Source organism: Pseudonocardia aurantiaca, assembly GCF_039526725.1.
In the GTDB taxonomy this organism is placed as follows: Bacteria; Actinomycetota; Actinomycetes; order Mycobacteriales; family Pseudonocardiaceae; genus Pseudonocardia; species Pseudonocardia aurantiaca.
Genome location: NZ_BAAAJG010000002.1, coordinates 140073 through 163562, shown reverse-complemented (window position 1 = coordinate 163562; position 23490 = coordinate 140073). Strand labels below are relative to the sequence as shown.

Annotated in this window: 22 protein-coding genes and 1 pseudogene; 10 read left to right on the top strand and 13 right to left on the bottom strand. The window is 69.0% G+C overall.

Going from position 1 to position 23490, the window contains the following annotated elements:
• The first annotated feature begins 129 nt into the window (after positions 1 to 129).
• Together ABD143_RS02665 and ABD143_RS02660 are read left to right on the top strand one after the other, a co-directional pair.
• A complete protein-coding gene (locus ABD143_RS02665; RefSeq protein ID WP_343970660.1) occupies positions 130 to 543 on the top strand; it encodes a hypothetical protein in 414 nt (137 codons plus the stop codon).
• Between the two features lie 136 nt (positions 544 to 679).
• Positions 680 to 1798, top strand: coding sequence for a zinc-binding dehydrogenase (locus ABD143_RS02660; protein WP_343970657.1), 1119 nt, complete (start codon positions 680 to 682; stop codon positions 1796 to 1798).
• Between the two features lie 14 nt (positions 1799 to 1812).
• Here ABD143_RS02660 and ABD143_RS02655 read toward each other — a convergent pair.
• A pseudogene (locus tag ABD143_RS02655) lies at positions 1813 to 2262 on the bottom strand (ATP-binding cassette domain-containing protein); the annotation flags it as partial.
• A gap of 115 nt (positions 2263 to 2377) precedes the next feature.
• On the opposite strand from ABD143_RS02655, the gene ABD143_RS02650 reads away from it, so the two are divergent.
• From ABD143_RS02650 to ABD143_RS02635, 4 genes are all read left to right on the top strand, one after another.
• On the top strand, positions 2378 to 3799 hold the full coding sequence (locus ABD143_RS02650; RefSeq protein WP_343970654.1) for a sensor histidine kinase: 1422 nt from the start codon (positions 2378 to 2380) through the stop codon (positions 3797 to 3799).
• 392 nt (positions 3800 to 4191) lie between these two features.
• A complete protein-coding gene (locus ABD143_RS02645; RefSeq protein ID WP_379659787.1) occupies positions 4192 to 5451 on the top strand; it encodes a MurT ligase domain-containing protein in 1260 nt (419 codons plus the stop codon).
• Positions 5448 to 6263, top strand: coding sequence for a type 1 glutamine amidotransferase (locus ABD143_RS02640; RefSeq protein WP_343970648.1), 816 nt, complete (start codon positions 5448 to 5450; stop codon positions 6261 to 6263). Before ABD143_RS02645 ends, ABD143_RS02640 begins: the two co-directional genes overlap by 4 nt.
• 66 nt (positions 6264 to 6329) lie before the next feature.
• On the top strand, positions 6330 to 7085 hold the full coding sequence (locus tag ABD143_RS02635; protein WP_343970645.1) for a DedA family protein: 756 nt from the start codon (positions 6330 to 6332) through the stop codon (positions 7083 to 7085).
• A 74-nt stretch (positions 7086 to 7159) separates the two neighbouring features.
• Here ABD143_RS02635 and ABD143_RS02630 read toward each other — a convergent pair whose 3' ends face one another.
• The 7 genes from ABD143_RS02630 to ABD143_RS02600 all read right to left on the bottom strand — a co-directional run bounded on the left by ABD143_RS02630 (position 7160) and on the right by ABD143_RS02600 (position 14641).
• On the bottom strand, positions 7160 to 7702 hold the full coding sequence (locus ABD143_RS02630; RefSeq protein WP_425563737.1) for an HPP family protein: 543 nt from the start codon (positions 7700 to 7702) through the stop codon (positions 7160 to 7162).
• Positions 7703 to 8177: 475 nt separating this feature from the next.
• A complete protein-coding gene (gene glnA / locus ABD143_RS02625; protein WP_343970639.1) occupies positions 8178 to 9593 on the bottom strand; it encodes a type I glutamate--ammonia ligase in 1416 nt (471 codons plus the stop codon).
• A 375-nt stretch (positions 9594 to 9968) separates the two neighbouring features.
• Positions 9969 to 10751, bottom strand: a complete 783-nt coding sequence (locus ABD143_RS02620) for an FAD:protein FMN transferase (protein WP_343970636.1) — start codon at positions 10749 to 10751, stop codon at positions 9969 to 9971.
• Positions 10752 to 10765: 14 nt separating this feature from the next.
• On the bottom strand, positions 10766 to 11254 hold the full coding sequence (locus ABD143_RS02615; RefSeq protein WP_343970633.1) for an FMN-binding protein: 489 nt from the start codon (positions 11252 to 11254) through the stop codon (positions 10766 to 10768).
• Between the two features lie 22 nt (positions 11255 to 11276).
• A complete protein-coding gene (locus tag ABD143_RS02610) occupies positions 11277 to 12593 on the bottom strand; it encodes a ferredoxin reductase family protein (protein ID WP_343970630.1) in 1317 nt (438 codons plus the stop codon).
• A 301-nt stretch (positions 12594 to 12894) separates the two neighbouring features.
• A complete protein-coding gene (locus tag ABD143_RS02605) occupies positions 12895 to 13608 on the bottom strand; it encodes an SDR family NAD(P)-dependent oxidoreductase (RefSeq protein ID WP_343970627.1) in 714 nt (237 codons plus the stop codon).
• Positions 13609 to 13717: 109 nt separating this feature from the next.
• Positions 13718 to 14641 (bottom strand): LysR family transcriptional regulator, encoded by a 924-nt coding sequence (locus ABD143_RS02600; RefSeq protein ID WP_343970624.1) that lies wholly within the window; start codon positions 14639 to 14641, stop codon positions 13718 to 13720.
• A 95-nt stretch (positions 14642 to 14736) separates the two neighbouring features.
• On the opposite strand from ABD143_RS02600, the gene ABD143_RS02595 reads away from it, so the two are divergent.
• A complete protein-coding gene (locus ABD143_RS02595) occupies positions 14737 to 15030 on the top strand; it encodes a muconolactone Delta-isomerase family protein (protein ID WP_343970621.1) in 294 nt (97 codons plus the stop codon).
• 87 nt (positions 15031 to 15117) lie between these two features.
• Here the strand turns inward: ABD143_RS02595 and ABD143_RS02590 are convergent, their stop codons facing one another.
• A complete protein-coding gene (locus ABD143_RS02590; protein WP_343970618.1) occupies positions 15118 to 15420 on the bottom strand; it encodes a DUF3592 domain-containing protein in 303 nt (100 codons plus the stop codon).
• A gap of 633 nt (positions 15421 to 16053) precedes the next feature.
• Between ABD143_RS02590 and rox the strand changes: the two genes are divergently transcribed.
• Together rox and ABD143_RS02580 are read left to right on the top strand one after the other, a co-directional pair.
• Positions 16054 to 17481 (top strand): rifampin monooxygenase, encoded by a 1428-nt coding sequence (gene rox, locus ABD143_RS02585; RefSeq protein ID WP_343971610.1) that lies wholly within the window; start codon positions 16054 to 16056, stop codon positions 17479 to 17481.
• A gap of 255 nt (positions 17482 to 17736) precedes the next feature.
• Positions 17737 to 18396, top strand: coding sequence for a LacI family DNA-binding transcriptional regulator (locus tag ABD143_RS02580; protein ID WP_343970615.1), 660 nt, complete (start codon positions 17737 to 17739; stop codon positions 18394 to 18396).
• Positions 18397 to 19010: 614 nt separating this feature from the next.
• Here the strand turns inward: ABD143_RS02580 and ABD143_RS02575 are convergent.
• On the bottom strand, positions 19011 to 19574 hold the full coding sequence (locus ABD143_RS02575) for a hypothetical protein (RefSeq protein ID WP_343970612.1): 564 nt from the start codon (positions 19572 to 19574) through the stop codon (positions 19011 to 19013).
• A gap of 434 nt (positions 19575 to 20008) precedes the next feature.
• Between ABD143_RS02575 and ABD143_RS02570 the strand changes: the two genes are divergently transcribed.
• Positions 20009 to 20326 (top strand): group II intron maturase-specific domain-containing protein, encoded by a 318-nt coding sequence (locus ABD143_RS02570; protein WP_343970609.1) that lies wholly within the window; start codon positions 20009 to 20011, stop codon positions 20324 to 20326.
• On the opposite strand, the gene ABD143_RS02565 is transcribed toward ABD143_RS02570, so the two are convergent.
• The 3 genes from ABD143_RS02565 to ABD143_RS02555 all read right to left on the bottom strand — a co-directional run bounded on the left by ABD143_RS02565 (position 20249) and on the right by ABD143_RS02555 (position 23327).
• Positions 20249 to 21379, bottom strand: a complete 1131-nt coding sequence (locus ABD143_RS02565; RefSeq protein WP_343970606.1) for an HTTM domain-containing protein — start codon at positions 21377 to 21379, stop codon at positions 20249 to 20251. The two genes, ABD143_RS02570 and ABD143_RS02565, sit on opposite strands and share 78 nt — an antisense overlap.
• Entirely contained in the window at positions 21369 to 22148 is a 780-nt protein-coding gene (locus ABD143_RS02560; protein WP_343970603.1) for a DUF5819 family protein, read from the bottom strand. Before ABD143_RS02560 ends, ABD143_RS02565 begins: the two co-directional genes overlap by 11 nt.
• A gap of 435 nt (positions 22149 to 22583) precedes the next feature.
• Positions 22584 to 23327, bottom strand: coding sequence for a hypothetical protein (locus ABD143_RS02555; protein ID WP_343970600.1), 744 nt, complete (start codon positions 23325 to 23327; stop codon positions 22584 to 22586).
• Positions 23328 to 23490 lie beyond the last annotated feature (163 nt).

Sequence of the window (23490 nt, the reverse complement as noted above, 5' to 3'; positions counted from 1 at the left end):
ATCATGTTATGAGCGCCGTCCAACGCTGGCACGCCGTCTTCATGCAAAGCGCTCTCACCTGCGAACAGCATCACCCGACCGGCCCGGTTCGGCCGCCGAGTGGCGGGTAGCCAGAGGCGAGGTGATGACATGGTCAACGACGACCCGACTACCGGCCGCCATCGAGCCGCTGAAGCGCACGACGAAATGTCCGGTGGCCGGTCGAGCCGCGGGCCCGAGACCGGCACCGCCGCGGTCGACGAGCCCCAGGGCCTGGTCCCGCCGTACGACGACCTGCGCGGGGAGAACACCGGAGAGGGCGCCGAGGGCGTCCGGAAGGCGTTCGACGCCAACAACGCGGGCGAGCCGGGCCCGCCGCCTCCCGTCTCCGACGAGGAGCGCCGCGGGATGTCGGCGACCGAGACCGACCCGGAGCCGCCCCTGGGCGTCGGCCGCAGCCGAGGTGGCCGCGCCGAGGACCTGGCGCCCGACCGCGACGACGTCGGGACGAAGGGCGAGTCGCAGCGGCCAGTTGGCCGGACACCGGAGGACGACATCGACTAGGTCCTAGCGGCGGCAGCCGCTCCGTCACCATCGGCTCGCCGGACCTCCAGACGGGCGACCAGGGCGGCTGACGGCGGCGCCAGGCACGCGCGGCCCGCGCAAGGCACGATGCACGCATGACGGAGAAGGAATCCTGATGAGGCATGTGCGTGCCGCGGTCCTGCGCGAGCCCGGTGCCCCGCTGTCCGTCGAGGAGGTCACGCTCGACGAACCGCACGCTGGCGAGGTGCTGGTGCGGGTGGAGGCCGCAGGCGTCTGCCACACCGAGCTGCACTACATGTCCGGCGACATCCCCTGCCCGCTCCCGATCGTCCTCGGCCACGAGGGCAGCGGGGTGGTGGAGGAGGTCGGGCCGGACGTCGACGCCGTCGCCGTGGGCGACCGGGTGGCCTTCACCTGGCGCCCGCGCTGCGGCTTCTGTGAGTTCTGCGTCACAGGCAGGCCCGTCATGTGCGTCTACGGGCGGGTACAGGCCCGCAGCGGCGGGCTGATGGACGGCACCTCCCGGCTGTCGCTCGGCGGCGGCCCGCTGCACCACTTCCTCGGCGTCTCGTGCTTCGCCGAGCGCGCGGTCGCGTCGCAGCGGGCCTTGGTGAAGGTCCCCGACGGGGTGCCGCCTGCCATCGCCGCCGTCACCGGGTGCGCAGTGATCACCGGCGTCGGCGCGGTCGTGAACGTGGCCGGACAGGTCGCAGGCAAGCCGCTGCTCGTCATCGGTGCGGGCGGTGTCGGCCTCTCCGCGGTGATGGGCGCCGCACTCGTGGGCGCCGCGCCCGTCGTGGTCGTGGACGTGGCCGCCGAGAAGCTCGCGCTCGCCCGCGAGCTGGGCGCCACCCACACCGTGGACGCGGCAGGGCTGGACGGTGACGCCGTGGTGGCGGCCGTCCGCGACCTGACCGGTGGGGGGCCGGAGGTGGCCGTCGACGCGGTCGGCCTGCCGAGCACTCTCGGCCAGGCCTTCTCCGCGCTGCGCCCGGGCGGCACCGCGATCGCCGTCGGCCTCACCGCCGTGGACGCGAGCGCGACGGTGCCGGTCAACGAGCTCGTGCAGCAGCAGAAGCGGCTCGTGGGGAGCCTCTACGGCTCGGCCAACCCGCCGGTGGACCTCCCCCGGATCCTCGGGCTGTACCTCACCGGCCGGCTCCCGCTGGACGCGCTGCTCGGCGAGCAGTACCCGCTCGACAAGGTCAACGCGGCCTACCGGGCGCTGCGCGAGGGGGCGAGAGGTCGCGCAGTGGTGGTACCGGGCGGCTGAGCCGCGCGCGCCCATCGTCGGATGACCGCGCCCGACATCCCGGACGGGCGCCTGGGCACGACCTGGCCGCCGCTCAGGGTGTGCAGCCGCCGCGTGAGCCGCAGGTCCCCGAGTCCGAGCCGGTCCAGCTCGGCGCTGGTGCGCTGGTCTATGTCCCAGTCGTTGCCGATCGTCGTGAAATGCTGCTCGCTCGCGTCTCCGGCCTCGATGGCGGCGAGCGCTTCGATCAACGGTGCGACACCCAGGACCTCGGCGACGGTCAGGTCGCCGACGAGCGGCAGGGTCTGTGGGAGGTAGCCGAGCACGCCCGTGGCGGTCACCGTGCCGCCGGTCGGCCGCAGCTCCCCGGCGATCAGCTAGAGCAGGGTGCTCTTACCCGCGCCGTTCGGTGCGACGAGGCCCGTGCGCCCACCGCCCACAGTGAAGGACAGCTCATGGAAGACGGGAGTGTCGTCCAATGGCAGGCACGAGAGGAAGCCGTGCCGCCGCCCGTCGCAACTGGTTAGCCTCAATGTGGTGAGGTTGGTGGGCGGCCGGAGTGGCCGGTGGACAAGGCAGCTGTCGCCTACCCGCCGGGTCGTGGGGTGGGTCCTCGCCGTCGCCGGCCCGGTGGTGCTCACGCTAGCCGGGATCCGGTTGCCCCCGGTGATGGGCGGGTTCCTGTTCTGCACGCTGCTGGTGGTCATCGCCGTCGCGGTGATCGGTGGCAGGTGTCCTGCGCTTGCCGGGGTCGTGATCGGCGTCGCTGCGCGCGTGTTCTTGTTCGCTCCCCCCTTCACCCAACCCGGTGTCGACCTAAGCCCGGATCCGGTCTCGTTGGCTGCATTCGCGGTCGTCGGGGTCGCGGCCGCCATCCTGATCGGCGAGCTCGCGCGGCTCGCCGAGGAACAGGAGGCGTCCTCGCGGGTCGAGCGGGCGTTGCGGCGGGTCGCGACGCTGGTGGCGCGTGGCGCCCCGCCGGACCGGCTGTTCGCGGCGGTCACCGGGGAGGCCGGCCGGTTACTCCAAGCCGGCCAGACCACGATGACCCGCTTCGAGCCCGATGGTACGGCCGTGCTGGTCGGCTGCTGGAGCAAAGCAGGCGACGACGTCCCCCTCGGCGCACGGGAACAGCTCGGCGGAAACAACCTGGTCACGATCATCTCCCAGACCCGCCGTCCGGCCCGGATCGACGACTACCGCGACGCCTCAGGCCCGGCGCGCAGCCCGGTCGGCTTCCGTTCAGCGGTCGGCACCCCGATCATCGTCCAGAGCCGCCTCTGGGGTGTCATGGTCGCAGGCTCGGTCGATGAGCAGCCGCTCGTCCCGGACGCCGAGGCGGGCCTCGCCTCGTTCACTGAGCTTGTGGCGACCGCCATCTCCAACGCCGAGAACCTCGCCGAGCTGACAGCCTCCCGCGCCCGTGTCGTGGCCACCGCGGACGAGACGCGCCGGCAGATCGAGCGCGACCTGCACGACGGCGCCCAGCAGCGGCTCGTCTCACTCGTGCTTGCACTGCGGAGCGCGCAGGAGACGGTTCCGCCTGGGCTCGGCGACCTCAGGACCGAGTTGGCGGACGTGAGCGACGGACTGGCGGCCGTCATGGACGAGATGCGCGAGATGGCGCGCGGCATTCATCCCGCGATCCTTTCCGAGGGCGGCCTCGCCCCGGCGCTGAAGGCGCTCGCGCGCCGCAGCGCCGTCCAGGTGGAGATCAGCGTGGAGACCGACGCGCGCTTGCCCGAGCGCGTCGAGGTCGCCGCCTACTACGTGGCGTCCGAAGCACTCACGAACGCGGCCAAACACGCGCACGCGTCGGTCGTCCAGGTCAGCGCGGCGACGGCAGGCCAGGTCCTGCACCTCGACGTCCGCGACGACGGCACCGGCGGGGCCGACCCGCTGCGCGGTTCCGGTCTCATCGGGCTGAAGGACCGTGTCGAAGCGCTCGGCGGCACCATCACCGTGGACAGCCCCGCCGGCGCGGGGACCGCCCTGCACGTCAAGCTCCCGCTCGTCGGCTGAACCCGGTTCGCCCGACTGGGGGGTAACGCCCAACGCCTCGACCTGCGAGTACCCCGTGTCGTGACCGAGCGGATGGTGTCCCACGACAGTCGCAACGGCTCGGCCCGGCATGCCCGCGGACGGCGCTCGAGCCATACCGATACGCGAGCAGCATGAGAGGAGAGGTTCGTGCTTGCGCCCAATCCTGTAGCGTCCATGACACCGTCCACTGCTCGGCGTACTACAGGAGCTGTGAGGATGGGTGCGTACCGGTCGTCCAGCCTGCCCGGCGCCGCCAGGGCGAGCACGTGATGCTCGGCGCCGTTCTCGGTTGGGCGCACACGGCGCCGATGCGCCTGCCGCCACAGGCCCTTCCGCTGGTCCTGGCCCCGAGGCGCAGACGAGATCGGTGGATGCCGGTGGCGGTGCGTGTGGGGCGCGCGGCCGGCTGGGTCTCGCGACGACTCGGAATCGGCGCCGGGGTTGTCATCGGCGGCCGCGTCACCCTCGCGCTGGCCCCATCGGCGCTGTCGCGGCTCGCGGCCGGGCGGCAGGTCGTGCTGGTGTCTGGCACCAACGGCAAGACCACCACCAGCCATCTCCTGGCCGCCGCCCTGCGCACCGCGGGCCGGGTGGCACACAACGCCACCGGCGCGAACATGCCAGATGGAGCTGTGGCTGCGCTCGCCGCAGACCGCGACGCGCCGATGGCCGTGCTCGAGATCGACGAACTGCACCTGGCAGCGGTCGCCGCGGCGGTGGATCCGGCCGTGGTCGTGCTGCTCAACCTCTCGCGGGACCAGCTCGACCGCGGCAGCGAGGTCCGCGCCGTCGCCTCGGTGCTCGCCGGCGCGCTCGCCGCGCATCCGCGCACGGTCGCGGTGGTGAACGCCGATGACCCGATGGTGGTCTGGGCGGCCAGTCAGTCCACGCGCGCGTCCACGGTGTGGGTCTCGACCGGGGGCCGCTGGAACGGGGACGCCACCAGCTGCCCGCGCTGCGGTACAACCCTGCGCCGCGGCGTCAACGTGGTCGGCAGCGCCGACGGCGACCTGTGGCGATGCCGCTGCGGGCTCGCCCGGCCCGTCCCGGAATGGGTGGCCGCCGAGGCTGCGGCCGTCACCAGCGACGGGCTCGAGATCCCGGTGGGGCTCCGTTTGCCCGGGCGGTTCAACATGGGCAACGCCGTCACGGCGATGGCTGCCGCGGCGCAGCTGGGGATCGAACCACGCCGGGCTGCCGCGGCGATGTCGCAGCTCCCGGATGTGGCCGGTCGCTACACCATCGTGACCTACCGCGGGCGGAAGCTGCGGCTGCTGCTGGCGAAGAACCCCGCCGGGTGGGCCGAGATGCTCGGGTTGCTCGATGAGCCTCGGCCGTTGCTGGTGGTGGTCAACGCGCGCGAGCCCGACGGCCGCGACACGTCCTGGCTGTGGGACGTGCCGTTCGAAGAGCTCACCGGGCGCCCCGTGGTGGCCGCCGGGGAACACGCGGCGGACCTGGGCGTGCGTTTGACCTACGCCGGGATCGAGCACGTCACCGCGGCCGATCCGCTCGCCGCGATCGCGCTGCTGCCGACCGGCGACGTCGATGTCGTGGCGAACTACACCGCGTTCCACGGGCTACGCCGCCGGCTGATCGCCGAGACCGCCGGCGCGGAGGCGACGACATGAGCGCGGCCCCGGATCTCGTGATCGGGGTGCTGCTGCCCGACATGCTGGGCACCTACTCCGATGCCGGGAACGCCGTCGTGCTCGCCCAGCGCGCCCGCTGGCGCGGCATCAACGCCGGCATCCTCCGCATCACCGCCGATACCTCACCGCCGGCGGGATGCAACATTTACCTGCTCGGGGGCGGCGAGGACACCGCGCAGCTCTATGCGATCGAGTGGCTGGCCCGCCACCGCGCTCTGCGCCACGCCCTGTCGGAAACGGCGGTCACCTTCGCGGTCTGCGCCGGACTGCAGATCCTCGGCTCCACCCTCACCGACATGCACGGCCGCTGCCACGCCGGACTGGGCCTGCTCGACCTCACCACCGCGCCGCGCAAGCGCCGTGCCGTCGGTGAGGTGATCACGCGCAGCGCGCTTCCCCAGATCGGGTTGCTCACCGGGTTCGAGAACCACCGCGGCGCTACCGCCCTGGGTGCCGGGGTGAGCCCCCTGGGCGAGGTGCTGCTCGGCGTGGGCAACGGTGCCGCGCAGCAGGGCAGAAGGCCGGGGCGCAAGTCGTCGTCGGCCGGACCGTCGTCGAGCCGTGCGATCGAGGGAGCGGTCACCGATCGCGTGGTGGCCACCTACCTGCACGGCCCGGTCCTGGCTCGCAACCCGGCGCTGGCCGACCACATCCTGTCCCGCGTCGTCGGCCGGGAGTTCCCCGACTCGCATCCGCCCGATGTGCCCGACCTGCAGGATCTGCGCCGCGGCTATCTCTCGCCGACGCCGCAACGGCGTGCCCGGTTCCGCACCCTCCTGAGAACGCGGTGACCCTCCTTAGGGCCCGCTGAGCGACGCCGTGACGGTGTGCTCATCGAACTCTTAGGCCAGAGGCGCATGCTGGATCCGGTGGGCGGGAGCCGTCGTCGTCGCCGCGCAGTCGTCCCGGCCGTCACCGGCCGGGACGTCGAGCACGGCCGCCCCGACGGTGCCGGACCGGCTCCGGCTCGAGAGGAAACGGGCAGCGAAAGGGCGGCGCGGATCGTGCTTCAGTATCTGCAGCAGTTGGGGCAGCAACAAGGCGGCTGGCTGTATCTGATCGCCGGGTTCCTCGTCTTCGCAGAGGCCGCGATCATGATCGGGGTGGTGTTCCCGGGGGAGACCGCGTTGCTCGTGGCCGGAGTCGCGGCCCATCAGGGCTACATCGGGCTAGGTCCGATGCTGGCCATCGCGGTCGGCGCGGCGGCGCTCGGTGACACCGTCGGCTACGAGCTCGGGCGCACCCTGGGCCCGCGGCTGCGCGTCTCCTGGGTAGGCCGTCGCATCGGGCCGGACCGATGGAAGAGCGCCGAGGAGTTTCTGGGCCGCCACGGCGGCAAGGCGGTCCTGCTCGGCCGATTCACGGCGGTGCTGCGCGCGCTGACCCCTGGGATCGCCGGCATCACGCGCATGCCGTATCTGCGCACGTTCCTGCCCTGGAACATCGCCGGCGCCATCGTGTGGGGCGCGGGCTGCGTGCTGCTCGGATATCTGTTCTCCACGTCGCTGGCCACCGTCGGGCGCTACCTGACCTGGGGACCGCTCGTGCTCATCGCGCTGCTGGTTGTCGGGTGGGTGCTGGTGCACATACGGCGCAGGACCCTGCACCCCTGACCCCGCGGGGACGATCTTCAGCGCCCAACACGGCCGCTACGCCCGCCTGGCCGCCTGACACGGGCGATGGCAGGTCACCACCAGTAGAGCGGGTAGGTCGTGCGATTGGCACGCGCCGAGACCGCGCCGACGGCGACCAGGATCACCGTGCCGAGCAGAAGCAATGCGAGGAACCGAACGATCTCGGGCTTCTCGAGCACCACGATGACGACGGTGGCGGTAGCCGGCGAGTGGGACACCCTCAGCAGCAACATCACACCCAGCGCGAGGCCGCCGGCGACTGCGGCTGCCCAGACGCTGCTCCCGGCGATCGCCAGAACGACGAATGCCACCACCGCCGAGACGAGTTGACCACCGATGACGTTGCGGGGCTGCGCCATCGGGAGCGAGCTGCCCCCCGCGACGAGTGCCATGGTGGCCGCGAGCGACGGGATCAGGATGGTTTGACCGAGCAGCTGCCCGACCGCCACCAGCACGACCAGCGCGACGATGCTGGTGGCCGTCGCCACGGCCAGCGCGCGAAGTTTCGGCCGGGCGGGAGCCTTGCTTCGGTACCAGGGGGCGGCAGTCCCGACCTCGGCACCTTTGTCGGCATCCGCAGCGGTCGGCCCGGCCATGGTTGCCGAGTTCGTGTGTGGCGGGGATTCCGCGCGCGGATCAGCCATACGTTCGTACCTGTGTCTTTCAGCGCAATGTGCGGCCATCCCGTCACCGGTTGTGCGGGCGCAGCCAGGCGCTATTGCCTACCGCGTCGCCGTGCCGGGAGGCAGCTCAGCGGCGGTTGGGGAACGATCAGTCCCATGAGACGGTACGGCAGGAGAACCCTCGTTCTCAGGGGCAAGGCATGTGGCATGAAGCTCATTGCGGGGCAGGCACAGATTCAGCTAGTCACCGCAGCTCCGGAGCATGCGCAGGCGCCCGGAGTAGCCCCAAGCGGACGCAGCCCGGCTCATCTCCGCGCTCGGCCGGATCCGCGCCGGACTGAGGCTGGCGCTCGCCCTGTTGGGCTACAGGTCGTGGTCGGGCTTCGCCCAGGTCACCAAAGTCGTGCTCGTCGACGTCCCGGCCGAGCGCGGCAGTCAATGCGCCCGATCAGAGGTCGTAGTAGAGCATGAACTCCCAAGGGTGCGGCCGTACGCGAATCTGGTCCAGCTCCTTGGTCCGCTTATAGTCGAGCCAGGTCTCGATCAGGTCGTCGGTGAAGACTCCGCCTTCGAGCAGGAAGTCGTGATCCGCCTCCAGGGCGTCCAGGACGGCTTCCAGTGACCCCGGCACCTGCTTGACCGATGCCGCCTCCTCGGGTGCGAGTTCGTAGAGGTCCCGGTCGATCGGGTCGGGCGGCTCGATCTTGTTCCGGATCCCGTCGAGGCCGGCCTGCAACATCGCGGTGAAGGCGAGGTAGGGGTTCGCGGTGGGGTCGGGAGAGCGGTACTCGAGGCGCTTCGCCTTGGGGCTCTGGGTGTACATGGGGATGCGCACGCAGGCGGAGCGGTTCCGCTGCGAGTAGACGAGGTTGATCGGCGCCTCGAAGCCGGGGACCAGGCGGCGGTAGGAGTTGGTGGTCGGTGCGCAGAACGCCAACAGCGCGGGCGAGTGTTCGAGAAGCCCGCCGATGTAGTGCCGGCCCGCGTCGCTGATCCCCGCGTATCCCGCCTCGTCGTAGAAGAGGTTCTGCTCGTTGCGCCACAGCGATTGGTGGACATGCATGCCGGAACCGTTGTCGGCGAACACCGGCTTGGGCATGAAGGTGGCGGTCTTACCGGCCCGCCAGGCGACGTTCTTGACCACGTACTTGTAGTTCATGACGTTGTCGGCCATTTTGAGCAGGGACGAGAAGCGCATGTCCATCTCGGCTTGGCCTGCGGTGCCCACCTCGTGGTGCTGGACCTCGATGGGAATGCCCAGATCCATGAGGGTCAAGGCCATTTCGCTGCGCAGGTCCTGGTAATGATCCATGGGAGGCACCGGGAAGTACCCCTCCTTGTACCGGGGACGGTAGCCGCGACTCCCCGGTTCGCCGGACGCCCAGACACCCTCGACCGACTCGACGTGGTAGTAGCCCTCGTGCTGGTTCTGGTCGAAGCGCGCGCCGTCGAAGATGTAGAACTCAAGCTCGGGCCCCCAGTAGGAGACCTCGGCCATGCCGGTTTCCCGGAGGTGGTCCTCCGCCTTCTTGGCGACGTAGCGGGGATCGCGTGAGTAGCTGGCCCGCGTCATCGGGTCGGCGACGAAGCAGTGCATCTGCAGCGTGGGCACCTCGCGGAACGGGTCCATCACCGCCGTCCTCGGATCAGGCATCAGGAGCATGTCCGACTCGTGGATCTCCTGGAACCCGCGGATCGAGGAGCCGTCGAAGCCGTAGCCCGACTCGAAGCCTTCCTCGGTGAGCTCCTCCATAGGAATGGAGAAGTGCTGCATCAGCCCGGGAAGGTCGCAGAACCGAAGGTCAACGATCCGCGCGCCATTTTCCTGCGCGAGTGTGAGGACGTCTTGAGGCGTCTCAGGCATAACCATCTCCTTGTCCATCCTGGCCGGCGCATTGAAGATCGCCAGGGGCCCTGATCGGCACCCTGAACGGCAGGGAGCGGGAGAGGGTGATCAAGTGCGAATACGAGCGTCGCGCTCATGGTCAGCGCATCGACGGGCAGTGGCCCGCGGCCGGGGGGCATGTGCGTTGCCGCCCATGCCGGTGCCAGCGCGTACGAGACGCCTCTGGTGGCCAATGCCGCGCAGGCGCGCATGCTCGTCCTTCCCGATGCTGCTGACGCTGCGTCGGGGACAGTCCTACGCCCTACCGGTGCCCAGCGCTACGGCCCAACGTCGCGAAATGCCGGGAGGACCAACGCGCCGTGCCTACCCCGCGCCGGGTGCGCGGGTTGCGGGTCATGCCTGCCAAGCCGGTGGTTCGGGGTGCTGGTCCGCCCCGTCAGCGGGTGCCGCGCGGCCGTCCCGGTACACGACCAGAGCCTCGTACGCGGGTGCGTGGGTACGCAGCCAGTGCAGGGCGTCTGCCCCGCGGGCGAATGCGGCCGTGGCGTACACGTCGGCCCACAGCAATGTCGGACCGATCAGGGTCACCGCGAGCAGATCGTCGGGACGTCGCCCGGTGTGCGGGTCGACGATGTGCGCGCCCCGTGCGGCGCTTCCGGACGTGGCGACCCCGCCGCAGCGGGCCTCCCGCACCGCGAGGATCCGCGTGGGGTCCCGAGGGTCCTCGATACCCACCCTCCAACCTGGCGCGTCGGGCGCCGCCACTCCAAGCGCGATGTCTCCCCCGGCGTTCAGGTAGTAGTCGCAGGCGTCGATGCCGGCGAGAAGCCGTGCGGCCCGTTCGACCGCCCAGCCCTTGACCAGGCCCGAAGGGTCGAATCCGCCAGGAAGGCGCGCGTCGAAGTAGCCGTCGGTCCGCAGTCGCGCCTGCTCACAGAGCTCCACCACCTCGCGCACCCACGGGTGGCACCGCGAGAGGGTCAGCTCACCGCGTCGGTGCCTGATGACCTCGCTGTCGGCCCGGTAGGTGCTCATCAAATGGTCGACCTGACGCAGCTGCTCGAACACCGCGGCCACGACCCGCGCAACGCCTGGGCCGGTGCTGACGCCGGGGCCGCGCAGGTGCACGCTGATCGGCATCCCCATGATCTGCTCGACCCACGATCGGCGGGGCATCTCCATACCGGCCGTCATCCCAGGTGCGCCGCGTCGATCGCGGACTGCAGGGACTGCATATATCCGTCCGACGTGTACGTAGCCCCGCTGACCGTGTCGATCTGCGCACTCTGCGCTTGAACCGTCTCCTGGTTGAGGATCGGAACCGCCTGCGAGTTGATGCGGTCGGTGCGGCCGGCCTCGTGCGGCACCTGCAGCAGCGTTGCCGCCGTGATCCTGCCGCCAGTCACGCTGATCTGCACCTGTACCGGCCCGTACCTGGTCTTCGATGTGCTACCGGCAAACGTTCCGCCGGCACCGCCGGTGCCCGGCCCGCTGGAGCTGTTCGAAGTTTGAGGCAACGGAGCCGAAACTCCGCCAGAACTGAGGCTGGATTCATTCGGTGGCAGTGCAACTGGTAGGGCGCCGGCCGCGGCCACGGTCTGGCCGGTGCTGGTCGGGTACGTGAACAGGAGAACTAATCCGCAGATGGTCGACGCGATCGCGACGGCGATTTTGCGCATCAGTGGCCTTTCATCGGCGAGTTCACCAGGCGAACCGTTCGGTATGGACCTGCTCGGCCGGCACCCCGGCCCGGCGCACGGACGCGATCACGGCCTCGGTCCACCCGTCGGGCCCGCAGATGAAGACGTCGTGCTCCTTGATGTCGGGCACGATGTTGCGTAAGGCGTTTCCGTCCGCCGTCACGGCGTAGTGCCGAGGGAGCCAGGAGCGCCGGTCGCGCATCCGCGGCCCCGGCAGGTACACCACGCGCACGCCACGGTGCACGGCGAGCGCGTCGAGCTCCCGGCGGAACAACAAACCCGGGGGAGCACTGGCCCGGTAGAGCAGCACCGCTTGGCCGGGTCGGTAGTCGGCCTCTTCCAACAACGCCCGCAGCGGGGTGATCCCGATCCCGGAGGCGATCATCGTCATCTTGCGCATGCGTCGAACCGAATCGGTGAGCCGCCCGAAGGGCCCTTCGAAGACCACGCGGGTACCTACCGGGACTTTCGCCAGCCGTCGAGACCCAGTGCCGAGATCCTTGGCGGTGATCCGCAGCAGCCGGCCGTTCGGTGCGGCCGACAGCGAGAACGGGTTGCCCCGCGTCCAGCCCGCGCCGTGCATGAACCGCCAGACGAAGAACTGGCCCGCCTCGGCGCGTAGCCGGTGCAGGTTCCTGCCGCGGAGGTAGATCGACACGACGCCGCGGCCCTCGGGCACCACCCGGTCCACCACAAGCCGATGCGTCCAGTTGCGCCAGATCGGGAGGCCGACCCGGAACACCAGCACCGCGCCTGCCGCCGCGAGGTACACCGTCCACCAGTAGGCACTCGCGATCGGTGAATCGATGAAGTCGCTACCCGTCCAGAGTTGGTGAGGTAGGGCCAGCCCAACGCCGAGATACGCGTAGAGGTGCAGAAGATGCCAGGATTCGTAGCGCAACCGCCGGCGAACGGCCCTCACCGAGGTGACCACCACCATCACCAGCAAGGCGGTGCCGGCTGTGGCCAGCAGCATGCCCGGGTACGTGGTCACGAGACTCCACACCTCGGCCAGCACGCCGATCTGGTCGCTGGCCGCATACGCCAAGGTGATCAGCACAATGTGCCCGACCATCAAACTGAACGAGGTGAACCCCACCAGCCGGTGCCGGCGAACCAGCTCGTCCTGGCCGAAGGAACGCTCCACCCACGGTATCCGCGAAATCAGAAGCACCTGGATCAGCAGCAGATCCGCGGACACCAACCCGGTCAGCCGGCCCACCGAGTTGAGCAACCCGGCTACCGTGCCCAGCTGCCGCACGCCCTGGCCCCACACCCAGAGCACGACCACCAACATCATGCTCGTCCAGGCGGCCACGCCCGCGACATGTCGCCACCAGTCCGGCACTCGTCTCCGGTGCATCCACCGGGAGCGGGCAGGCCGCTCGGTTGGCTGCGTGCTCGCGTGCGGTGAGCGTTCCCCCAGGTCCGGTCGCGGCCGCGGAGCGGGTGCCTGAAGGTTCATCCTGGCCAGCTTCCGCCGCCAGTCTTGGAGAATCCTGAGCGGGATGGCTGCTGCGGCCTATGAGCGTGGCCCGGTCGGCAACGCCCTTCCAGCGGTTCAGGACATCACGCAGGAGCATCTCGGCCGACTTCGAGTTGACCTTTATGGTCATGGCTCAGTGCCCCGCGCTCTGGCCGCCGTCGACGTGCAGGATCTCTCCCGTCACGAAGCCGGCCCGTTCGAGGTACATGATCGCGTCGACAACCTCGTCGATCTCACCGAGCCGGCCGACCGGGTGCAGTGCGGCGAGGAAGTCGTGCGTCTCGTCCGGGTGCATTGGGGTGCGGATGACACCGAGCGCGACGGTGTTGGCCCGGATGCCCCGGGTCGCGTATTCGATCGCCAGCGACTTGGTGACGGCGGACAGACCGCCCTTCGTCAGCGACGCTAGTGCGGAGGGCACCTGCGAGTTCGCGTGGTCCACCAGGCTGGTGGAGACGTTGACCAGGTGGCCGCCGTCGCCTTGCGCCAGCATCGCAGCGACCGCGCTGCGCGAAATCTCGAAGAAGCCGCGCAGGTTCACACCGGTGACGGTGTCGTAGTCGTCGTCCGTGTAGTCAGCGAAGGGCTTGCCGACGAAGACACCGGCGTTGTTCACCACCGTGTCGACCCGGCCGAACCGGGACAGCGCCCGCTGCACGACGTGCGCGCCGGCCCCCGGCTGGGAGACGTCGGCCGGCACGGTGAGCACCTCGGGATCGCCGGACGGGCCGATGGAACGCGAGGTGGCCAGGACGGCGTACCCGAGTTTGCGGTAGGCGGGAACGAGCGCAGCGCCGATTCCCTGCGAAGCGCCCGTGACGATGGCCACCTTCTGCTCGGGGAACATGGCGAATACTCGCTTTCGAGAGGGGAACTTGTTTGTGCCGAAGCACGAGCCGATCGTGTGCGCGAGGCGAGTTCCCGCGCCACGACTTGTTCTCTCCCGCGTGGGAGGATCAGCCTCCGACTTGCCGGTGCGGGTCGCCGGCGGGCAACCACACCCCGCTGCCGTAGATGCCGAGGTCGCCGACGTCACGGGTCATGGCGTCGGCAGCGGCCAGCACGGTGGAACGGACCTCGTCCCGGCGCCACACCAGCGACCACGTCCAGATCACCTCGGGGTCGATCACCGGTCGGCGCGCGAGGTCCGGCGGCAACGTCGTGGTCCGGCCCTTGGGTGAGCTGAGCAGCGGACGGCGGTTGGCCCGGACGTGGTCGAAGAAGTACGGTCCGGCGATACCGCCGTCCTCAATGCGCACGATCTGGGCGCCGGTGGTGTGGGCGAACTCTCCGGCGAAGACGTTCCACGACAGCCACGACGTTGTGTCGTCGTCCACGAGCACCCTTATGTCCCGCGCCCGCACCGGCGACGTGTTCGCGCCGGTGGCCACGGCGTAGAGCCGCTCCGCGCCGAGCAGCCGGGCCTGCAGGCCGTGTTCGGCGAGGTCAGTGGTGCGCACCCAGCACACCGCCAGGTCAAGGCTGCCGTCGGCGACCCGCGCAGCCTGGGCGTGCGAGGGCAGGACCCAGGTGTCCACGTGCAGCTGCGCGATACCTGAGGTGAGCTCGGCCAGGTTGGGGGGCAGCCAGTTGACGTAGCCGAGGCGGACCGAACCGGCCCCGGACAGCCGGTCAGCGCGGCGACGCAGCTCGTCGGCCCGCTCCAGCAGCGCCCGGACGTCCGGGAGCAGCGCCGATCCGGCCGGGGTGAGCGCGACCGAGCGGCGGTCGCGGATGAACAGCCCTACGCCGAGGTCTTGCTCGAGCGCCTTGATCTGCTGCGACAGCGACGGTCCCGCGATCAGCAGACGTGCCGCCGCCCGGCCGAAATTGAGCTCCTCGGCCACCGCCACGAAGTACCGCAGCTGGCGCAGTTCCACGACCCGGCATGCTACGTGCAATGGGAGGGTCCGCCTCTCACCCGAGAGAAAAGCGGTCGTGGCGGCCCCGTCCCGCCTCGCCGCACGATCAGCCCATGACTCACGAGTTCATCGTCGAGATCACGACGACCGTCCCTGAAGGTACCGATCCGGCCGAGGTGGACGCGTGCCGCGCGGCTGAAGCGGTGCGTGCCAAGGAACTCGCGTCCAGCGGCAACCTGGTCCGGCTGTGGCGGCCGGCCGGCGAGCTGCGCAGCATCGGCCTCTGGCGCGCCGAGAACGAGGCCGATCTGCGGGAGCACGTGCTCGACACGCTGCCCCTGCGGCCGTGGATGGAGCTCACCATCACAGCCGTACAACCGCACCCGAACGACCCCGGCCGGTCATGACCGGCCGCTGATGACCGGGCCGGCCGGGCTCGTGCTACTGCGCTCGTGCCGGCCGGCGGGCGTGCCGCCGGTAGCCGTAGCGCGTGATCACTGACCTCCGAAGACGTTGAAGAGAAGAACCGTGGTGAATCCGACCGTCGCCATCCCGCACCCGGCCACCAGCGCTGTGCACTGCAGAACCGGCGACCAGCTGCCGCGGCCCGCGATGGTCGCGGTCTTCCGAGGGTTCTCCGGCACGTAGGTGACCGTGACGGGACTCCCTGTGATCATGCCCCAGCCTGCGAGGTCCTCGAACTCCACCTCAGTTCCGTCGGCGGTGCGGAAGGTGAAGAAGTGGCGCGTGGCCTCCGAGCGGTTCCGAGAAGCGGCATCGTCCCGGCTGGTGACCATCGGGAACACGATCCCGGCGGCGCCTGCGTCCAGGGCGGGCTTGGCCGGCCACGGCAGGTGTGCGGCACGCGGACCAACCGGCTGCCCGCCGTCGCGGCGATCATGGCGCGGGCCTGGTCGATGATGATCGATATACCTCGGCGCCGTGCTGCACGACCTCGGCGACCTCAGCGGCGCCCGCACCCAATACGAACCCCGGCTGGCGGCGCCCTGCGCAACCCGGCCACCGCCGACACCGACGAGGACGAGCTCCAGGTGTGTTCAGCCGGCGGCGGCATCGCCGTACGCGGCGCGTCACCGCTACGGGAGGAGCTTGTCCGTCCACAGCGGACCACAAATGCAAAGGCAAAGAGGTTGCCCACTCCTTCCCACTCACAACATATAGCGCACCGGGGGCCTTGCGGCAAGACCCGGGTCGTGCCGCAGAATCTCCGGCCGAAGCCAGAACCTGCGGAAATCAGGGGATTCGCGAAGTACGTGGGCTTTGTCGACGTGCGGGTCTCGCGGGACGTCGAACCGCCGGTGGGACTCGCGGAGCAGTTGCGGGCACTCGGTGCGGAGGTGCGGATGTGCGCGCCGCCGGACTGCGCGGAGCAGCTGGCCGAAATGCAGCTTGTTGAAATGGGGGGCCTCATGATTGACGTGATCGTTGCCGGCGGTGGACCGACCGGCTTGATGCTGGCCAGTGAGTTGCGGCTGCAGGGCGTGCACGCGCTCGTGCTGGAGAAGGACGCGGAGCCGACCCGGGTTGTCCGGTCGCTCGGCCTGCACGCGCGCAGCGTCGAGGTGATGGACCAGCGCGGTCTGCTGGAGCGGTTCCTCGCGCTGGGCCAGCAGTACCCGGTCGGTGGTTTCTTCGCCGCCATCCCCAAGCCGTCGCCGGACCGGCTGGACACCGCACATCCGTACGCCCTCGGCATCCCGCAGCCCGTCATCGATCGCCTGCTGGCCGAGCACGCCATCGAGACCGGCGCCGAGATCCGGCACGGCTGCGAACTGGTCGAGCTGAGCCAGGACGACCACGGGGTCACCGTCGAGCTGGCTGACGGCACGCAGTTGCGCTCGCGCTACCTCGTCGGCTGCGACGGCGGCCGCAGCACGGTGCGCAAGCTGCTCGGCGTCGGCTTCCCCGGTGAGCCCAGCAGGGTCGAGACGCTGCTGGGCGAGATGGAGCTGACCGCGCCGCCGGAGACGCTGGCCGCCGTCATGGCCGAAGTCCGCAAGACCCAGAAGCGGTTCGGCGCCATGCCCCTCGGGGAGGGGGTGTACCGCATTGTCGTGCCCGCCGAGGGGATGGCCGAGGACCGCTCGGTCCCGCCGACCCTCGAGGAGGTCAAGCAGCAGCTTCGGATGCTCGCCGGCACCGACTTCGGCGTGCACTCACCGCGCTGGCTCTCCCGCTTCGGCGACGCCACCCGGCAGGCCGAGCGCTACCGGACCGGCCGGGTGCTGCTGGCCGGCGACGCGGCGCACATCCACCCGCCGACCGGAGGCCAGGGGCTCAACCTCGGTATCCAGGACGCGTTCAACCTCGGCTGGAAACTGGCCGCCGAGGTCAACGGCTGGGCACCGGAGGGGCTACTGGACAGCTACCACACCGAACGGCACCCGGTGGCCGCCGACGTGCTGGACAACACCCGCGCGCAGATGGAGCTGATGTCCCTCGGGCCGGGGCCCCAGGCTGTGCGCCGGCTGGTGTCGGAACTGATGGACTTCGAAGAGGTGAACCGGTTCCTGATCGAGAAGATCACCGCGATCGGGGTCCGCTACGACTTCGGCGAGGGGCACGAACTGCTCGGCAGGCGGCTGCGGGACGTGGGGCTGAAGCGGGGGCGTCTCTACGAGCTGATGCACGGCGGCCGCGGGCTACTGCTCGACCAGACCGGCCGGCTCTCGGTGGCCGGCTGGGCAGACCGGGTCGACCACGTCGTCGACGTCAGCGAGGAACTGGACGTGCCCGCGGCGCTGCTGCGGCCGGACGGCCACGTGGCGTGGGTCGGCGAAGACCAGCAGGATCTGCTCAGCCAGCTGCCCAAGTGGTTCGGCGCTGCCGTCAGCTGAGCGCGCAGTTTGGCTCGAAAGGGCGGGACCAGCCATCCACAGGTACAGAGAACGTCCTGGCACGGCTCGGTCCCGCCCTAGCGTCGGCTCCGTGGCACCCTCCGAGCCCACCAGGCCGCATCCGCACCGCTGGCGAAGTTTGTAGACCAGGCGTTCGATAACGGGTCAACTCTCACCGTGACGACGGTTGTGTCACCGTGTAATGGCGCGGCCGCGCGGTGCGGCGACGGCAGACGTGGTAGGCGAAGGAGCGGCGTGGTCACCCAGGAGCAGGTCGCGCGTGAGGCCGGAACGTCGACGGCCGTGGTCAGCTACGTCATCAACAACGGGCCGCGCAACGTCTCGGCGGCGACCCGGGAGCGGGCGCTCGCCGCTGTGGCGAAGCTCGGCTACCGGCCGAACGCCGTCGCACGTTCGTTGCGCAGCGCGAGCACGCGGGTGATCGGGCTGATCGCCGCCGACATCACCAACCCGTACTGCGGCCAGCTCGCGATGGACGTGGAGGACGCCGCGCTGCGCCGCGGGCGCACGCTGCTGTTCGGCAACGCGAAGCACGACGACGCCCGCCAGGCCCGGCACCTGCGGACGTTTATCGAGCAGCGGGTCGAGGGGATCATCTTCATCGGCAGCGCCAACACCGACGACGCGTTCCTGCCCGAGACGACCGCCGTGCTGCGCGGGGACGTCGTGCCGCCCGTGGTCGTGCTCGACCGGCCGGGCCACCCTGTCGGGGCGACGACGATCCAAGTCGACAACCACGGCGGCGCCCACGCGGCGACCGGTCACCTGCTCGGGCGGAGTGCTCAGGTCGAACCGCACCACCAGCCCCGCGGCACGCACGCCGTCGATGCGCAGGTCGGCCAGATGCGGGAACAGCACTCCGAGTGCTTCAGGATCCGAACACCAGAACCATGATCAACTATGTCGATCAGAGCTTCCCGGTCGGCATGATCACGGGAACCGTGCCAGATCCAAGTACCGCTGTCCGTTGACATTCCAGGTTCGAGTCGCGTCGATTTGTCGGAGTGTGCGGTGATCAGGGTGGCGTCCAGATCGATCACTACCTGTCCGTCCTGGGTCGGCGCCCCGGCCCAGTGCCACACACGTTCCCGCGCTCCCGACCGCGCTGCGGTGATCGCGGCGAGCACGGAGTCCGGGCCTCGGCGAGGCGGGTGATCAGCCGGGACACCATCGGGTCCGAGGCCACCAACCCGAATACACCCGGTCCGGTGCGCGCAGCACCGCGATTTCGGCGGCGCCGTCCCTCCCAACGCGACCGCGATCGCCAGGTCCAGCACAATCTTCCCCGGGTCATGACGGGCGAGCGGGCGCCGCCAGAGCCCAACAGCCGCATCAGCGCCGCGGCGAGGCCCCTGCGACAAGCCGTCTCGACCAGCAGAGTCCCACCCGCATGGCGGAAACGAGCTCGATCAAGCCAGTGCGCCCGGCCGGGATCTTTCGCCCAAGGGTCATGACGCGAAAATGCCCGGACCAGCGGTCTGGGCATTTCTCGCCGAGCTCAGTGAAGATCAGTTGCCGCTACTGCCGCTACTGCCGCTGCCGCCGCTGCCGCCGCTACTGCCGCCGCTACTGCCGCCGCTACTGCCGCCGCTACTGCCGCCGCTACTGCCGCCGCCGCCGCTGCTGCCGCTACTGCCGCTGCTGCCGCTGCCGCCGCTGCCGCCGCTACTGCCGCTACTGCCGCTACTGCCGCTACTGCCACTGCTGCCGCTACTGCCGCTACTGCCGCTACTGCCGCTACTGCCGCTACTGCCGCTACTGCCGGGGATTCTCACCACTGTGAGGTCGACGTCGTTGTCGTAGTTGCAGGAGAGGGGGGAGATGTTAACCAGTTCGAGCGCCCCGAGGATGCTGGGCGGGGCGGGCACCACATGCTGGCCGCTGGACCTCGGCGCACCGGTAGCGTCACCGGAGTTGATGATTCCCGCATTGCAGTTGCGGCCGCTTTGGTCGCGGTAGTCGATCGAAGTGTTGTCGCCGTCGTGTCCGCCCTCGGACGCGAAAGCCAGTGGGGACAACGCGAGCATACCAGCGATGGACGCCGCGACGATGATTCCAGCCTTCTTCGGCACAGTTTCTCCTGTTGGCTCGTGCGGAGTCGACCGAGGCCGATTCCATTTAGTGCCAGCGCTTGACCGGGGAGCCTCGCTGACCGAGAGAAAGGTAGCGTGCCGGGGATGGCACAGACAAACGAAGTGCCACTATCAGGTGATTCGAATACTCTGCGTTTAGTTTCGCATCCTTTTGGGGGTCCCTGCAAACAGTAGAGCGTATTGCCGGGCCGGAAACATCCACGTTCCGTGATTACGAATCACCCAATTGCGCGCGTATCCTTCTCCGATCGAGACACACCGTGACCGGGGCACTCCAGCCTTTCAGCGCCGGGACCCGCCGGCAGGTTGCGCTGGTGCGGGGATGACGAGGTGGTTCTGCGACCACCTGTTCATCGTACTGAGCCTCTACGCCGCTCGTCGGCGCCGCGACGGTTCGACTTCCTTGGGAGTTGATGGCCCTGCGCGGGGCCAACGCCCCAGCCGTGCTGCAGCGCCTCAATCCGATCATCAAGGGTTGGGCCGCCTACTACCGGACTGCGGCGTCAAGTCGAAGATTCCACGCGCTGGACACCTACCTGTGGACGCTCACCTACAAATGGGCGCACTACAGCCACCCGAACAAGTCGAAGCGCATCTCGACTGTTCATGGTCCGGCTGCGACACCACACGGTCGATGGAGCGCTATCCCGCTATCAACCAGTCGACCGTGCCGGTACAAGTGGAGTTTCTGTCCTGGCAGTGGTTCCCTTTCTGCGGAGCGCTGCCCGTGAGAAGGTCCGCCGCCACGTCCGGCCCAGGAATCGGTAGAAGCGGTCGGGCAGGAACACGGCGTCCGCGACAATCATCGCGCCGGCGAACACTGGCATCCCCAGAAGTACCCCAATGCCCAGGTGCATACCGAAGAGCATCGTCACGAATACATACTTCAACCTGCTGAACAGGATGAACGGAAAACCCACCTGCAGCAGTACGGTCAGATAGCCGACGACGGCGACCAGCATCTGCTGGCTGTCCACCATGTGCGACAACATGGGCCACGGCTGGAACAAATCGAGGTTCACGACGTAGTGCAGAGCGGTCCCGCTTCCCCAGAGTCCGCCCTGCACCTTGTACAAGCCCGCAGCCCCGTACACGATGCAGATCTGAGCAGCGATGACAAACATGCCGCAGTTGTGTACGACTGTGATCAGCGACCGGCGGGCGGCCCCGAGTTGGCACCAGAGGTCCGGCGCTCCGAGCCCTGCCGACCGACTTGCGCAGTATACTGTGGACGCCCGTAGCCGATTTCTGCGCGCATCGAGGGACCAACGCCGACCGCACGCCGTCAAGCAGAGGTACACGGCCATGAGACGCATCAGATTGTCTCCGCCGTCCGTCATGAACAGCGCCCTCGCGTGGAACGACACCACCACGATCGCGAACACGACGGACACCGCCCTGCTCCGCCAACCGAGCATGAAGAGAGCGCACGTGACGACAGCCAACGCGTAGCAGCCCTCGAAATACAGCCGACTGTCGGACAGCGTGAGAATGCTGAACCAGCCAGTCAGGTCGAAGAATTGGGTCGCCAGAGCCGGTGTCCACGGTGAATCAGGGCCCCAGATCTCGTCCCGGTGCGGAAACTCCCTCAACAGGAAGGCGAGGTAGAGCAGCCCGTACCCGATGCGCAGCACCGACGCTGCGTACAGCGAGATCGGCTGCTCGATCAGGGCCGTGTGCAGCGCACCGAACTGGTGGCGCAACCATTCCTTGACGTTGTCGGTAACCCGCGGGGCTTGCCGGCCTGGCGAGGTTGGCACGAATGGTGTCTGCTCAGTTTTCATGAGCCCCGGCCTTCCACCACGGCAGGTACCTAGTATCTATCGGTGGCCGTGCAGTGCGCTCCGCGCTGTCCGCGGCGGCAGACGCCGCGATCGGTCGGGTGATCACCTGCAACTGGATGGCCTCGAACGTGCTGTGGCGTTGTGCAGCTACCCGATCCACCGCGATGTTGCGCAGGTACTCCTTCATCATCAGAGCCCGCTGCGAGTGCGACCGATCGTCGCTGCCGTGCCAATCGAGATAATTGCTCCAAGCCACGCGCAGCATGTTCTGAGCCGTATGACTCGGAAACAAATTGTGCTCGATGGCGGACGCGTCGACAGCGGTCAGATCGAACCAATCGCTGACCTGTTCAGTGCCGTCCGGGGCGGTCTGCATGGTCCTCGCTAAAATCTGCCGATTGACTGACTCCGGATTTGGAGCGAAGAGTTTCCAGTTCTGCTGGAACAACGGTTCGACCCACCCGTAGATCTGACTGCTGTAACGCTGCGAAATGGTATTCGGTGGAGCAACGTACAGAAATACCAGAAGTACATGGAGGAACGCCGCCGCCAGACACAGGACCGTCGCGGCAGCCATCACCACCCCCAGCGGGCGCGGCGGTCCTGAACGTTCTGGCGTCCTACTGGAGGCTCGGTCCGCCGCCTCCTTCGTCGGCGTCGCGTTACTGATCGCGTCATCGGCCGATTCGCGACCCGATTCCCTCACATCCATCGGCTCTATGCCATCCAGCAAGTGGAGGCGGCCGTTCCTTATGAGTGCTTCCCTCACTTCTGCCTCTCCTGCGCTTTCATACGCACAACAGAGCTCGCTCGAGACACGTACGAGACAGCGTCATTGAGGAGCGGCCGTTGTCACGGGCGACGTCGTCCGATCTGCTTCTGCGGTTTCCCCGGGCCGAGCGGCGCGCCGGGATCTATTACCATTCGCCGTTGCGCCACCCGTCACCTGCACCGCACCGACGACCGCCTGAGGCATTGCTTCTTTGTAGCTTGGCCGATAGATCACCTGTGGCCGTAATCAGTTCTGGCACCCTTGCCGTGGCCACCCTTGCCGCGGCCAGGCACTACCCGCGAGCGCCAACAGTCCCACCGAGACCAAGCGCCGCCGTCAACACGGCGCCGAAACGCATGCCTATCCTGCGTGGCAGGTACCCGGACGATGGGAACATCCCAATCTTCCTCCAGTTCTAACCGCTCACCGCGCTCAATGAGGAAACGACCAGGTACGTGCCGCGGTCGTGTGGCGAACGGGCGAAGCCGACGCCCCGAACGAGTGTTGTTGGGGTCCGGTGGTAACGAGGCGTAATCGTCGACTCGTCCGCCGCCTCATCGAACCGCTAATCGAGAGCGACTGGCGACGGCACCACGCGTTGTACCGCACCATCGTGCGCACCCGCCGAGTGATCGGCTCGCCCTTCTTTGTCTCGCCGACGGTCTCGTCTTTCAGGCCCATGTACGTCTCGGCGATGCCCTCACCGGAACCGATCGGCAGGCCGTCCGCGAACGGGTCCGGCTCCGCCTCGTCGAGCGGGCGACCCGCCTTGTCGAGCTTGCGACGGAGGTAGCGCGGCAGGTTGACCACGTCGGCAGCGGCCTCGGTTCCGGTGGTCTTCCCGACCCCGGACGGGCCGACGCCGGCCACGCAGTAGTTGAGGCTGGACTCGCCGCGCCCGGAGTCGAACATCAGCTGGTGGGAGCGCATGGCGGCGATCCGCGCGAAAACCACGTGCAAGACCAGGTCGGCGGAGACGAGGCGGACGTGAGCGGCCTCCCGGATCTTCTTGTGCACCTCCCGTTCGTCCCAGAACTCGTCAGGGAGGATCGGCAGGCGCAAGGCTGCGTTTCCGGCGTGGACGGGGACGTCCACCCCGACGTGGCGCCCACCCGCCCCGACGCCCTCGGCGGCCAGGCGGCGGGACACCTCAGCGCCGGGCAACTTGTCGGTCATGCGACCCTCTCGCGGGAGCTCGGGGGGCACGGCGGCCAGGTCGTTCAGGAGACGCTCGGGCACAGCAACCTGTCGATCACGTAGGACACCTACACGAGCGTGTTCCCGACGGTCGCGGCCGAGGCTGCGGAGGCCGCGGCGGCGCTCATCCCGCGGGCGGTCG